The following is a 14,501-nucleotide window of genomic DNA, read 5'->3' as shown; positions in this document are numbered from 1 at the left end:
GGGGGATGAGAGATGGAGAATTTATCATGGTCATTAGAAGGAAAGGTAGCGCATGTTACCATACAACGCCCGCCTGCGAATGCACTCGCAAGCGGCCTGATAAGGGAAATCGATGCCATTCTTGACGAACTGGAAGGAAACCCTGAAGTCAGGGTCATTCTTCTAAAAGGTGAAGGACGTTTCTTCTCTGCGGGAGCGGATATAAAAGAATTCACAACGATTGAAACGGGAGAGGAATTTTCCCAGCTTGCCAAAAAAGGACAGGATGTTTTCGAACGGATGGAAAACTTCTCTAAGCCAATCATCGCAGCGATTCACGGTGCCGCACTAGGAGGGGGCCTTGAGCTTGCGATGGGCTGTCATATCCGTCTTGTCACAGAGAACGCAAAACTTGGCCTTCCGGAACTGCAATTAGGACTTGTCCCTGGTTTTGCAGGATCGCAGCGTCTTCCTAAACTTGTCGGCAGGGCAAAGGCAGCAGAAATGCTTTTGACGAGTGAACCGATCAGCGGCACGGAAGCAGTCCAATGGGGACTTGCCAACAAAGCATACAAGGAAGATGAACTATTCACCAAGGCTGAAGAAATGGCACATAAAATCGCCAAGAAGAGCCCTGGCGCCATGAAAGCTGCAATTGAGCTGCTGAGCTATACAAAAGATGACAGATTCTATGAAGGAGTCATGAGGGAATCTGATTTGTTCGGAGACGTCTTTGTTTCTGATGATGCGAAAGAAGGCATTTCTGCTTTCATAGAAAAGAGAGAACCTGACTTTAAAGGCTAGTAAACATTCTATTAATATAGTAAAATCAAGACAAGGGTAGTGTGAAAACGGTATCATTCCGTACGCACTGCCCCTTCAAAGGGGCTAAATTTTCAAAATCTTTTTAAGGGAAAGAATGTTTTAATTATTAGGAGGGACTTACGAATGAACATCTATGTACTTTTGAAAAGAACGTTTGATACTGAGGAGAAAATTTCGATCCAAAACGGTCAAATCGCAGAAGATGGGGCTGAATTTATTATAAATCCATACGATGAGTATGCGGTGGAAGAAGCCATTCAAGTCCGCGATGCCCATGGCGGGGAAGTGACAGTCGTGACTGTCGGCGGAGAAGAAAGTGAAAAGCAATTAAGAACAGCTTTGGCAATGGGAGCAGATAAAGCTGTGTTAATCAATACAGAAGATGATCTTGATTATGGAGATCAATTCACAACGGCATCGGTTCTGTCTCAATACTTAAAAGAACAGGAAGTTGACTTGATTCTTGCCGGAAACGTGGCAATTGATGGAGGTTCCGGGCAAGTAGGGCCGCGCGTAGCTGAGCAGCTGGATATTCCTTACGTAACCACGATCACGAAGTTGGATATCGATGGTGAAACAGTAACGGTTACCCGCGATGTTGAAGGTGACTCTGAAGTAATCGAAACTTCACTGCCTTTATTGGTGACGGCGCAGCAAGGATTGAATGAGCCTCGTTATCCATCTCTTCCTGGAATCATGAAGGCGAAGAAAAAGCCTCTTGAAGAATTAGAACTTGATGACTTAGATCTGGATGAAGATGATGTAGAAGCAAAAACGAAAACAATCGAAATCTACTTACCGCCTAAGAAAGAAGCAGGAAAAGTATTAGAAGGCGAGCTGGACGCCCAAGTATCAGAGCTTGTACAGCTTCTTCGCAACGAAGCGAAAGTAGTATAATTTCGGATCGAGTCTTTAGTAACTTATCTAATCACAATCAACTAACACTCAGGGGGTATTTAACATGGCAAGAAAAGTATTGGTACTAGGAGAAGTCAGAGACGGGTCATTGCGTAATGTTTCTTTTGAAACGATTGCTGCAGGTAAAACAGTTGCAGAAGGCGGAGAAGTCATTGCAGTCTTAGCAGGCAAAAGTGTAAGCGCTTTAGGGCAGGAAATGATCCAATACGGTGCAGATAAAGTAATCGCTGTTGAAAACGATAAGCTTGACCAATATACTTCAGACGGCTATTCACAGGCGCTGATGGCTGTCATCGAGCAGGAAAAACCAGAAGGGATCATCTTCGGTCATACTGCATTAGGAAAAGATTTGTCACCAAAGCTTGCAAGCAAATTAAGCACTGGGCTGATTTCTGATGCGACTCACCTTGAAGAAGCGGGCGGAAACCTTGTTTTCACACGTCCTATTTACTCAGGTAAAGCATTTGAGAAGAAAATCGTTACAGACGGTTTGATCTTTGCTACAATCCGGCCAAACAATATCGAACCTTTGGCAAAAGATGATTCTCGCACGGGCGAAGTATCTTCATTGTCGGTTGATGTGAAAGACCTGCGTACAATCATCAAGGATGTAGTCCGCAAAGCAAGTGAAGGTGTAGATTTATCTGAAGCAAAAGTCATCATTGCCGGCGGACGCGGAGTGAAAAGTGAAGACGGATTTGAACCTCTTAAAGAATTGGCAGATGTTCTTGGGGGTGCAGTAGGTGCTTCACGCGGAGCCTGTGACGCAGATTACTGTGATTACTCATTACAAATCGGACAGACAGGAAAGGTTGTCACACCAGACCTTTATATCGCGTGCGGAATTTCTGGAGCAATCCAGCATTTAGCCGGAATGTCCAACTCTAAAGTAATCGTTGCAATCAACAAAGATCCAGAAGCGAATATCTTCAATGTTGCCGATTATGGTATCGTAGGTGACCTTTTCGAAGTCGTTCCGATGCTGACAGAAGAATTCAAAAAGCTTAAAGTCGCATCTTCATAATTCGTGAGTTTTAAAAACAAAAGAACGGGTAAATAACATAAGAGTATATAAGGAAGTAGCCACATGTGGTTACTCCTTATTTTTTGCTCTGTTAAAAGGGTGTTTGTTATTATTACCTGTTCTAGCTGTAGATTGGAGCGCAGCGACGAGGAGGCTCACCGGCCGCCCGCGGAAAGCGAAGTCTTGCACGGAAATCAACAGCGGTGTTTAAAGTGTAATTTTTTGAAGGTCTGTATAGAACGTTTACCAAAGGGTATATTACCAACGAGCAGATTTATAGCATAGCGATGTTATCGGTGATATACTTACGTTATATTCATTGAATTTAGGAGGCATATACTTATGGCAATTACAAATGCTACTGATCAAAATTTCGGAAATGAAACAAACTCTGGACTTGTACTGGCAGACTTCTGGGCTCCTTGGTGCGGACCTTGTAAAATGATCGCTCCTGTTTTAGAAGAGCTTGACAGTGAAATGGGTGACAAAGTAAAAATCGTCAAAGTTGACGTAGATGAAAACCAAGAAACAGCTGGAAAATATGGTGTAATGAGCATCCCGACACTAGTTGTCCTCAAAGACGGAGAAGTAGTGGATAAAGTAATCGGATTCCAGCCGAAAGAAGCACTAGCAGAACTATTGAACAAACACGCATAATAAGTATTGATCGAAAAAGCCGGGGCCTAAAGCCTCGGCTTTTTTTATGCAAACAAATGGTTGGAGCAGTTCCAGCTGTTGATTGGAGTGCAAGACGAAGACTCTTGCGGGAGAAGTGGCCAATTCGAAAAGCGGAAGGGCTTTGCTCAGAGGCGGTTGGCATAAGTCAAACCGACCTGGAAGGCGCTCTTTGCCTTCTTGGTCCGTTTGACTTATGACATTTGCCTCTAAGCCCTGCAGCTGGACATGTGAGACCCCGCAGGAGCGCAGCGACGAGGAGGCTCACAGGTCACCCGCGGAAAGCGAAGTCTTGCACGGAAATCAACAGCGGTGTTTAAAAGAGAGATTACAAATTTTCGTTGACTATGAGAATGGTTCTCGATATAATGTGAATGAAAATCATTATCAATTATTTCTTGGAGGTACATACATATGAGGAAGTCAGAATTAGCTAAAATCTTTACGGCATTTCTATTGACAGGTACAGTACTGGCAGGATGCTCAAGCGCATCAGAAGAGCCAAAGGAAGAGAAGTCCGCTGAAGAGAGTCAAGAGAAATCAAAAGATGATAAGAAAGATGACGCAAAGCTGACATCAGAAGCTCAGGTTAAAGCATACTCTGATATGAAAGCAGAACTGGAAAAAATGAAAGAAGATCAAGAAGTGGATTGGAACAAAGTAAATGACATCTACACTTCTGAATTACAGGCACATGTAAATGAAGTGAACGGTGAATTTTCTCAGGCGGTTGAAGCTGCGATTTCAGGCGGGGAATCAGGAGACCTTGATAAAGACGTTGCACGCCAGCTAATCGATAAAGTGACTCAATCTTATTTCTATCAAGTTCAAAAAGGCTTTCAAGGACAAGCGGCTGAAGACTTAAAAGCAGGCAAAGCTGATGATGCTTCAAAGAAAATGGAAGAAGTGAAGTATCTAGCGGAAAACGTATTTATTCCGACTGCGGAGAAGCGTGACAGCTACTATGAGCTATCCGGCGAATCCAGCATGGTTGAAAACATCAACAATGGTCTTTCTTTACAAGAAGAAGCGATTGCCAATTCAAATGCAGAAGATTTCTCTGTGTACAAACAAGTGACAGATAAAGCGATCTACCAAAGCTATTATATGGCTTCGAATTCATATGGGGAGAAAATCAGCAAAGCAGTTGAAGAAGGAAATAAGGAAGAACTCTCCATTATGCAAGCTGAAGGATATGGATTCCTTCAAGCAATCAAAGGTTCATTATCAGGCGGTGATGAAGCAGCTGCAACAGAGCTGAATGAAATTTTCTCTTTAGAAAATGATCCTGCTACAATTGATGCTGAAAAAGTAAACAGCCTTTATACGAAAGCCATCACAGGAAAAGTTAAAGGGTATCACGAGAAAGTGACTGAATCACTTGAAAAAGGTGAAGTGGCTTCAGCAAGGGAACAAGCGATGGAAGGAAATATGTTCAGCAAAATGCTGGAAGTGAATATCAAGAACAAGCTTGGAGAGGAAAAATCAAAAGAGTTGTTTGATCACTCCAAGAAATGGTTTGAAGCAGTTTCTTCAGAAAAAGCAGATGAAGCAAAACAGCATAGTGAAGCTATTCTCGACATCCTGAACCAACTATAATAGAAATTGAATGGAGGCTGGCCCTTTGATGTGGGTCCGCCTCTATTTTTGTGTAATCTTCTTTTCATTTCTATGCTAAACTAAAGCTATTGTGTAAAAGCGAGTGTGATAAACGTGAAAATTGTACTGACAGGCGGCGCGGGATTTATCGGCATGCATCTTGCCGGCAGGCTGTTAAATGAAGGCCACAGGGTCATCATCATTGATAGCCTTCATTCGTATTACCCGTCCGAAAGGAAGAAACATCATTTAGAGGTCATCAACTTTCCAATGAATGATTTTCATAAAGTGGATTTATTGGATCGTGAAGCGATCAAAGCCATCATGAAAAAAATCCGTCCCGATGCGGTCATTCATTTGGCAGCTCTCCCTGGGGTCGCTTATTCAATTGAGGAACCGCTGAAATATGTGGATTATGATATAAAGGCGACGATCAATATATTGGAAGCATGCGGAGAAGCAGGGACAGGTCGATTCCTGTTTGCTTCGTCATCATCCGTTTACGGTGACAAGCCCGGAGCTGCATTGAAAGAGGAAGATGCAGATGGAAAGACCGTCTCCCCCTATGCAGCCTCGAAGTGGAGTGCTGAAAGCTTCTGTCATATGTACGCGGGAATGTACGGATTGAAGCTGAATATCATGAGGTTTTTTACTGTATACGGACCATGGGCAAGACCGGATATGGCGATTCCCAAGTTCATTAAGAAGTCAATGAAAGGTGAATCGATCTCCATATTTGGTGCTGACAGCGGAAGGGATTATACATACATTGATGACATCGTGGAAGGTATACATTTGACACTGCTGCATGGCAGAAATGGAGAAATCTATAATCTTGGCAGTGGACGAGAAGTGAAAATGCTGAGGCTTTTGGAAATCCTACAGAGCTCCTTCCCCTCCATGAAACTGGATTTTACCGATTACCGTTTAGGGGATGTGTTATCCACCCATTCAGATTTATCAAAAGCGATGAATCATCTCAATTATTCTCCGAAAACGACCATTGAAGAAGGATTGAAAAAAACGATCCAGTGGGCTGAGAGCAATGAAAAATTTCTATAAACTGATCAAATATGCCGTGGGAATGGGGATAGCGTGTACCTTTATATGGTTTATAGCCACGGGCTGGGATGGAGGGCAGTTTTTCATATTGATTAACAGGGTTGTGGAACACCCGCTTATCATTTTGACAGGCACAGCATTATATGGAATGTCTTTTTACTTGAAAGGTTTCGCCATGAAAATCCTGCTTCGCCATTCTATCCGTCTTTCCAGTGCGATGTATGGTTTATGGTACAGTCTTGCATCAAATCATCTGCTGCCCTTCAAGGGTGGGGACATTGTCCGTTCCTATATTTTTTTCGAGCGTGAGAATCTAAGTAAATCAGTGTCAGTCCAATCTGTTATCATCGTCAGGCTGATGGATATATTCAGCCTGTTTATTCTGGTTTCTTTGGGAATGACCTTCAATTTCTTGATAGTGTCACCGCTGATCCCCGCAGTGGCCGGTGCAGCTGGTATTCTTGCTGTTGTACTTGTTTTTCTCTGGAAAAGGGAATTCATCATACAACAATGGAAGGTACTGGTTTCACTTTCAAAGGGAATAGAATTCTTCTACTCATTCGTTCTGGTATTTATAAGCTGGGTCCTCGAGGCTGCTTTGCTTCTTGCTGTTTGCATAGCGGCAGCAGCTGATCTTTCCGTATGGGAGGCTATTTGGGTAAATAGTTTGACCATCCTTGGACAAGTGTTTCAAATCACTCCCGGCGGGGTGGCGAACTACGAACCGATAATGGCTTTCGGGCTCAGCCGTTTCAGCATTCCTTGGAACGAGGGGCTGCAGCTGGCCATCGTGACACATCTCATGAAATTCCTGTTCTCTTATGCTGCAGGGATTTATGCACTTATTAGATATCCAATTACATTTAAGAAATTGACTGCTTTAGTGAAAGAAAGGAGAGACTTCAATGAAAAGCGCATCTAAATTCGAGAAATTCGCCGCGCGATGCTGGAATTTATTAAATGAAGGGAAGCCGTTCACCCCAATCTTTACGGTTGGGACAATGCTTCTTTATCATATCGGGGACATGGCATCACCTTCGTTTTGGCTGAGCTTTCTGGCAGGCCTGGCGGTTACACTTCCGCTGTTTGTAGTATATTTCATTTATGATTTTCCACTGTTTTTAAGAAATTATCTTTGGATCCCGGTCGTTGCTTTCTCTATTATAGGCTGGGAATGGAACCTGTCCCTGATGCTGTTTGCAGCAGGACTTTACTTTTTCTTTACGATCCTCTTCTGGGGGACATTGTATTATCATCTGCGAATCGGTACGTCATGGCTGAATTTTACCCGTTTCTGGAAGCTGGTGTTGAAAAACAGTGATTCAACGAGCGGAAATGCCCAGGAGCAGCTGCCTAAGTTTCTGCTATTGCTGTCAATCTGGGAATATACCACTTCACTTTTAAGTACGGGACAAGACTTGCCGGTCGTAAACATGCTCAGCTTCTATGCGGGGATTTTCCTGTTCACCTTCATTCTCCACCGTTATTTGTTTGACTGGAAGCCAAAGATGTATGAGGAATATGCATCAGAATTAGAAGGAAGCAGCGAAGCTCATTCGGATAAAGTGGTGGTCATCGTGGTGGACGGTATGAGAAAAGAACGTTTTCAGGATGCTGATACACCTTTTCTGGATTCACTGAAAGCAGAAGGCACCGAGTTCACGAATATGGAAACGGTCTATCCTGCGAGAACGGTCGTCTGCTTTTCTTCCATGTTCACAGGAACCTATCCTCATGAACATGGCATAACGTCGAATATGGTGTGGAAGCTCGGGATCAAAGTGGAAAGCATCTTTGATTCATTGCGCAAGGTCGGGAAAAAAGGAAGACTGCTGGGTGTCGCCCATCTCGTCGATTCCATGGGTGAGGACGTTGAAACATACACCGCCGTTATGCACAATGATAAAGCGGATCCTACGATCATGAAAAAGGCCAAACATATAATGAAAGAGCAGGATCCAGATTTGTTTATTGTCCAAATGATCGGTACGGACCAGACCGGTCACAGCCGCGGTGTTTTATATGATGAATATTTGCAAAAGATAAAAGAAGCTGACAGTCTGATTGAGGATTTCGTGGGCTGGATGAAAGCAGAAGGGAAGATGGAGGATACGACACTGATCATTTGTGCGGACCATGGACAGGCGGATGGAATCGGCGGGCACGGCCATCTCGATGAGGGTGAACGTTTTGTTCCATTCATCATGCATGGACCTGGTATTCACAAAGGTCGCAAGGTTGAAGCCAGACATAGTCTTGTTTCGATGGCAAGTACGATCGCCCATCTACTCGGAGCCCCTTTCCCGAGTCATGCGAGAGGGCCTGTACTGGAAGAAGCATTCAAAAGAAAGGAAGAGCATCGTGAATAAGCAAAAAGTTGTTGTTTTTTTACCTGCTTACAACGAAGAAGAAACCATCGGGGATGTCATCCGGGACATTCCCAGAAGGTTTCACCCCGATGTTACGGTAGAAGTTTTGGTCATTAATGATGGATCCACTGATGAAACTGTTAACGCTGCGAAAGAAGCAGGTGCAGATGCGATCATACATATGGATAAGAACACGGGTCTTGGCGCTGCAGTGAGAAGAGGGTTGAAAGAATCGTTGAATATGGGAGCCGATATCGGAGTCATGATCGATGCGGACGGGGAATATCCAGCCGGGCAAATCCCGAATATCCTGCAGCCTATCTTCGAGAATGAAGCTGATTATACAATGGGTTCGCGGTTCAAAGGTACGATTGAAGGCATGAGAATACACCGTCGTTTAGGTAATTATTGTTTTACATTTTTACAATCCATTTTACTTAGAACATGGATCTATGACGGACAATCAGGGATGAGGGCATTTTCAAAGCAAGTGTTGGAGCATGCAGAAATCATTCATGACTATAACTATGCTCAAGTAGTGACGCTGAACATTATGAGAAAAGGCTTCCGGATGAAAGAAGTGCCGATTACCTACACAGTCCGGACCAAAGGACAGTCGTTCATCAAGTTCCAAGCTTATATGTTTAATGTGATTCCCGCCATTTTCAATGAGATGAAGCGACCGGTCACAAAAGTTGAAGTTGAAGAAAACGTTCACAAAGTGTCACAACCTGATGCCGAAAGCCTTTGATAATGTATTGACAAGTAAAATGATAATCATTATCATTGAAATGAACAGGAGGATTTCCATATGAAAAAAAGTCTTTTTTTTGGTCTTTCGTTGATATTTATTCTCAATTACATATTGCTGCCTTCTCATGCTTCAGCTTACTCCTATGGAGATCCGGGAGAAGAGAAAATCGCAGAAGCGTATAAAGAGTTGGAAACAAGCTTGGAAAATGACGATTGGGATAACGCGAAGAAAATCTATGGTTCATATGAAAAAGATTTTGACTTGTATTTCTCAAAAGTTACACCTGATATAGATAAAGCATTTGAAGAAAAGGATAAAGAGCTCTTATTAAAAAGCTGGAGAGCTGCATTGATGCTCAACATTGAAAGAAGATTGCATTTTGCACAGGAACAATTCGATGACTATGGGCAAGCGAAGCTGCTCTTAGCCAAAGCAAGAGGAACATACAATGTCCTCGAGCCTTTTGTAGTAGAAAAAGAGGGTCAGGAACAAGCTGACAAGATCTATTCTTCATTCGATACTGCTTTGAAATCATTGGGAAATCCCGGCTTGTTCGGGATCGGTAGTAAAGATAATGATACCGAGGCCTTCGACAAAGAAGTTGAATCCATTATCGGTGAATTGCAGCCGCTTTTTCCGATTCCTTCTGAGGAAGCTGGCGAAAGTCACTTGAACGAAGAAAACCTTGGTCTGCTGAATGGTTTGACTGAAGGTGGAAGCTCAAGCTTCTGGCTGTTTTTCTCAATAGCACTCATCCTGCTATTAATTGTTCTTATCGTCATGAATAAACGTAAAAATAGAAAGTAGTGCAGCAACAAAGGGGGAAGTAATTTGGATTTTCAAGCATTTTTGATTACATTAAGGGAATCATTGGAAGCGATTCTCATCGTCGGGTTAATCACATCATATTTAACAAGGCTGAATGCGGATCAATATAAAAAATGGGTATATGTCGGAGTCGTACTTGCACTTGTATCAAGCTTTCTCGTTGCGTTGTTATTCCAGGTTGTCCTAACCGGCTTTTCAAGTTTCGGAGCTGAAATTTATTTGAAGGTCGGAATCATGTTTGCTTCAGTATTCCTGCTTACTCATATGGTAGGCTGGATGAAAAAGCAATCCAAAGGCATCAATACGGAAATGCAGAAAAAAATCAATGCAGCACTGACTGCCGGCAGTGTTTCAGCCATGATCATTCACTCTTACCTGATCGTACTGCGTGAAGGAGTGGAGACCGTATTCTTCTTTGCGGCCATCAGCGGAGGAGATGTCACCAAGGTGTTTACCAGCTATGGTGCACTGAGCGGATTACTTTTGGCAATGGTTCTAGGTTATGCTTTCTTCTCTGGTACGATGAAGTTTAAGCTTAAAACATTCTTTAATGTAACCGGAGTCTTGATCATGCTGATTGCAGCCGGATTACTTGTTCAAGGTGTAGGAATCCTTCAGGATCTTGGAAAGATGGGCTCTCTTTATACAACGGCTGAAGGAAAGCCTGAGGCAGTCTATAATATTGTGGAAATCATGCCTGAGCATTTTCAGGATGAGCTTCATTACGAACGTGATACCGGAAATGAAGTCCTCATTAGCGGGCAAGTCGGACTGTTTATGGCAGCCATGTTCGGCTACAGCCATAACCCGACCGTCGAACAGATTCTGGCATACTGGTTATATTTCGGATTTGTTTTCTTATGGATGTACTTGATCAGGACAGATAAAATCATCAATCCTTTCAGGAAATCCTCTGTACCCGCCGGACCGGAACAACAGAAAAAAACGATAAAAAAATCCGATGACATGAAATCAATAAATGCTTGACCCCTTTAAACCAACTAATGATTGGAAACAATTGTTCGAAAGCCTTACAATAGGCTAAGAAGCTTGTTTCTGATCTGGTTGGTTTTTTATTATTGATAGGCAGTATAGGAGAAATAATCATGACGAATGACAATCAATTGAAAAGATGGATGATGGCTGCGGCTGGTTTGTTTTTGGCCTATGCAGCTTATAAGCTTTATCTACTGCCTTCCTATGCTTCGAGCTGGGATGAAGTGGATTATGCTTTAGGTGTGCTGGAGTTCGATGTTTTAAAGATGCAGCCTCACTTTCCAGGTTATCCATTTTATATATTAGGCGGAATGCTGCTTCATGTTTTCATTGAAGACCCGATCCGTTCCTTGCAGGCATTTAATACGATTTTATGGATCAGCTCTATTCTTCCTGTATTCTGGCTTTTTCGAAATTACCTCTGCAAGAAAAAAGCAATCATAGCTGTTGTGCTGCTCTTTTCACTTTCTTATCCAGGCATCATGATGGTGCAGCCCATGAGCGAAGGGGCCGCCATTTCGATATTGTGGTGGTATCTCTGGAGCCTTCACCGCGCGGTCACGCTTAATACAAAGGATGCTGCGGTGCTTCCGATTGTTTTCTTTTCCTTGTTGCTGGGGATAAGACTCTCTTATATTGCATTTGGATTAGGGTTCATCTATTATTGGTACCGATTCTGGATAGAACATGAAGAGTTTAACTCTAAGACAAGAACGGTCCTATATCACCTGCTGCTGATTGTCATTTCCCAAGGAGTGTGGGTATCCGCTTTGGCAGCCAATACAGGCAGCCTCAACACTTTGATGCAAATTGCGTTCGGTTTTACGGGAGGGCATTTCACAGAATGGGGAGGGGCCGCCGGTTCTGAATCCAATGTTTTGCAACGGACGGGCACTTATTTATTTACGAACATTTTCTGGAATGGACTGTTCAGCCAATCGGTATTGATTATGACCATTTCAATTCTCCTTTTTATATTAGCGTTCAAGCATTTAAAAGGATTACGATGGAAAAATATTGATCGAGGCACTCTTTTGATCCTTGTGTGTTTTTCATCTTATTTACTTTGGGGATTGCTTGCTCAGAATATCGATAAACCGAGACATATCCTTCCTTTAGCTTTACTCCTCGGCTTTTTCTTGATCGGCACCTGGTTACGAGAAGTCACCAAAGTCATAAGAGGCTTATTGATCTTATGGCTGATGTTCCATATGGGTACCGGATTGAAAGCACTGAAGGAATATGATGCTACTCCACCGGCTGTCTATCAGTCGGCAGCTTTCTTCTCTGAGAAAAATGATGACTCTCCTATAATGGTATATACATGGGAAGAAACGAGGATATTTGCGTATTTGGATGTGGATTTTTCACATAAAAGGGTCTTAACGTACTCACAATTCCTGCAGGATATTAAACATACAGGAAAGGATATATATATAACCAATAGAGTTGTGAACGGATTTAAACAACAAGGAGTGGATCTCGGCGAGAGGATAATTGAAGTGGGATCCTTTCACTCCCAGGAGATGTTTGATCCCGTCTATTCAACGATTAAAGTATATAAATGGAAAGAGAAGAAGGGGGAGAAACCGTGAATCCTGTCATTACAAATAAATTGGCCTTACTGCCCGATCAGCCCGGATGCTATTTGATGAAAGACAGACAGGGCACGATTATTTACGTCGGTAAGGCAAAAGTATTGAAAAATCGTGTCCGTTCCTATTTCACAGGGTCGCATGATGCGAAAACACAAAGGCTGGTAGGGGAAATAGAAGACTTTGAATATATCATGACTTCGTCCGACCTGGAAGCACTTGTGCTCGAGATGAATCTAATAAAGAAATATGATCCGAAATACAATGTGATGTTGAAGGATGATAAAAGCTATCCTTTTATCAAGTTGACAAATGAACGGCATCCGCGTTTGATCACGACCCGCAAAGTGCAGCGGGGCAAGGGGAAGTATTTCGGGCCTTACCCGAATGTCGGCGCTGCGAATGAAACAAAAAAGCTCCTGGACCGTCTTTATCCGCTGCGAAAATGTACAACACTTCCTGATAGAGTCTGTCTCTATTATCATATGGGACAATGCCTCGCTCCTTGTGTGAAAGAAGTGAGCAAAGAAACGTACAGGGAGATGACCGATCAAATTGCCAGATTCCTAAATGGCGGATACAAAGAGATAAAGAAGGAATTAACGGGAAAAATGAATGAGGCTTCCGAGAATCTGGAATTTGAACGTGCCAAGGAATTCCGTGATCAAATTCTTCATATTGAAGCAACGATGGAAAAGCAAAAGATGACGATGACGGATTTCACCGACAGGGATGTCTTCGGTTATGCAGTCGATAAAGGCTGGATGTGTGTACAGGTATTCTTTGTACGGCAGGGAAAACTGATTGAGCGCGATGTGTCGTTATTCCCTCTTTACAATGAACCGGAAGATGAATTCCTCACATATTTGGGTCAGTTCTATTCAAAAGCCAATCATTTTAAACCACGTGAAATCTTTCTTCCCGAGGAGATCGATGAAGAGCTTGCTACAAAGCTGCTGGAAGTCAAGATCACCCAGCCGAAACGGGGAAAGAAGAAAGAACTGGTGAAATTGGCGGAGAAAAATGCCAAGCAGGCACTCGATGAGAAGTTTGCCTTGATTGAGAGGGACGAGGAGAGAACGATCAAAGCGATTGAAAGGTTAGGTGAACAAATGGGGATCTATACACCTTTCCGAATCGAAGCGTTTGATAACTCCAATATACAAGGCTCCGCTCCAGTGTCTGCCATGATTGTATTCATAGATGGAAAGCCTGCCAAGAAAGAGTACCGTAAGTATAAGATAAAAACCGTCAAAGGCCCGGACGATTATGAATCAATGCGGGAAGTGGTAAGAAGAAGGTACTCAAGAGTACTGAAGGATGGCCTTCCTCTTCCAGATCTCATTATCATTGACGGCGGTAAAGGACAAATCGAAGCGGCCCGGGATGTAATTGAAAACGAGCTTGGTCTCGATATACCTCTTGGCGGCTTGGCAAAGGATGATAAGCATCAGACATCTGAGCTTCTGTACGGAAATCCGCTGCAGATTGTCCCACTCGAAAAACGCAGCCAGGAATTTTACCTGCTGCAGCGAATCCAGGACGAAGTCCACCGGTTCGCCATTACATTCCACCGCCAGCTCCGTGGAAAAAGCGTATTCCAATCCATCCTCGATGAGATTGACGGAATCGGACCAAAACGGAAAAAACAGCTCCTCAAACACTTCGGTTCAATGAAAAAGATGAAGGAAGCAACCGTAGAAGAACTTCAGGATATCGGGATCCCCGAGGCAGTTGCGAAAGTACTGCATGAGAAGCTGCAGGAATAGGGTCATCAGGATAATTTTTGGCTCATTCGGGTGAAACGTTCGTTTCACCCGCTTTTCAGCTGAAGCTGAAAAGTCCCGGAAAAAAGAAGAGAGGCGGAACCAAGCACG

The 14,501-nt window shown here is 43.2% G+C and carries 13 protein-coding genes; all 13 read left to right on the top strand.

The window, feature by feature from the left end; genetic code table 11:
* Positions 1–12: 12 nt before the first annotated feature.
* The gene (locus tag AAEO50_RS18410; RefSeq protein WP_341985792.1) at positions 13–783 is read left to right on the top strand and encodes an enoyl-CoA hydratase; all 771 of its coding nucleotides are present in this window, start codon (positions 13–15) and stop codon (positions 781–783) included.
* A 144-nt stretch (positions 784–927) separates the two neighbouring features.
* Positions 928–1,701, top strand: coding sequence for an electron transfer flavoprotein subunit beta/FixA family protein (locus tag AAEO50_RS18405; RefSeq protein WP_341985791.1), 774 nt, complete (start codon positions 928–930; stop codon positions 1,699–1,701).
* Positions 1,702–1,765: 64 nt separating this feature from the next.
* Positions 1,766–2,746: an electron transfer flavoprotein subunit alpha/FixB family protein gene (locus AAEO50_RS18400; protein WP_341985790.1), complete on the top strand. Its 981-nt coding sequence runs from the start codon at positions 1,766–1,768 to the stop codon at positions 2,744–2,746.
* A 342-nt stretch (positions 2,747–3,088) separates the two neighbouring features.
* Positions 3,089–3,403 carry a thioredoxin gene (gene trxA / locus AAEO50_RS18395; RefSeq protein WP_341985789.1) on the top strand — a complete coding sequence of 105 codons (315 nt, stop codon included), beginning with the start codon at positions 3,089–3,091 and terminating at the stop codon, positions 3,401–3,403.
* Positions 3,404–3,835: 432 nt separating this feature from the next.
* Positions 3,836–5,020 carry a hypothetical protein gene (locus tag AAEO50_RS18390; protein ID WP_341985788.1) on the top strand — a complete coding sequence of 395 codons (1,185 nt, stop codon included), beginning with the start codon at positions 3,836–3,838 and terminating at the stop codon, positions 5,018–5,020.
* Between the two features lie 105 nt (positions 5,021–5,125).
* Entirely contained in the window at positions 5,126–6,082 is a 957-nt protein-coding gene (locus tag AAEO50_RS18385; protein WP_341985786.1) for an NAD-dependent epimerase/dehydratase family protein, read from the top strand.
* Entirely contained in the window at positions 6,066–7,004 is a 939-nt protein-coding gene (locus AAEO50_RS18380) for a lysylphosphatidylglycerol synthase transmembrane domain-containing protein (protein ID WP_341985785.1), read from the top strand. Before AAEO50_RS18385 ends, AAEO50_RS18380 begins: the two co-directional genes overlap by 17 nt.
* Complete coding sequence (locus tag AAEO50_RS18375) at positions 6,988–8,451, top strand: ectonucleotide pyrophosphatase/phosphodiesterase (RefSeq protein ID WP_341985784.1); 1,464 nt, start codon at positions 6,988–6,990, stop codon at positions 8,449–8,451. Before AAEO50_RS18380 ends, AAEO50_RS18375 begins: the two co-directional genes overlap by 17 nt.
* Entirely contained in the window at positions 8,444–9,202 is a 759-nt protein-coding gene (locus AAEO50_RS18370) for a glycosyltransferase family 2 protein (RefSeq protein WP_341985783.1), read from the top strand. Before AAEO50_RS18375 ends, AAEO50_RS18370 begins: the two co-directional genes overlap by 8 nt.
* Positions 9,203–9,262: 60 nt before the next feature.
* On the top strand, positions 9,263–10,012 hold the full coding sequence (locus tag AAEO50_RS18365) for a hypothetical protein (protein ID WP_341985782.1): 750 nt from the start codon (positions 9,263–9,265) through the stop codon (positions 10,010–10,012).
* Positions 10,013–10,036: 24 nt separating this feature from the next.
* Positions 10,037–11,020 (top strand): FTR1 family iron permease, encoded by a 984-nt coding sequence (locus AAEO50_RS18360; RefSeq protein WP_341985781.1) that lies wholly within the window; start codon positions 10,037–10,039, stop codon positions 11,018–11,020.
* A gap of 119 nt (positions 11,021–11,139) precedes the next feature.
* Positions 11,140–12,624, top strand: a complete 1,485-nt coding sequence (locus AAEO50_RS18355; protein ID WP_341985780.1) for a hypothetical protein — start codon at positions 11,140–11,142, stop codon at positions 12,622–12,624.
* Positions 12,621–14,393, top strand: a complete 1,773-nt coding sequence (uvrC, locus tag AAEO50_RS18350; RefSeq protein WP_341985779.1) for an excinuclease ABC subunit UvrC — start codon at positions 12,621–12,623, stop codon at positions 14,391–14,393. The genes AAEO50_RS18355 and uvrC overlap by 4 nt, the downstream gene beginning before the upstream one ends.
* The last annotated feature ends 108 nt before the right edge of the window (positions 14,394–14,501 follow it).

Origin of the sequence: Rossellomorea oryzaecorticis (genome assembly GCF_038405515.1) — a bacterium.
Taxonomy (GTDB): domain Bacteria; phylum Bacillota; class Bacilli; order Bacillales; family Bacillaceae_B; genus Rossellomorea; species Rossellomorea oryzaecorticis_A.
This window is presented reverse-complemented; position numbering and strand designations above follow the sequence as displayed.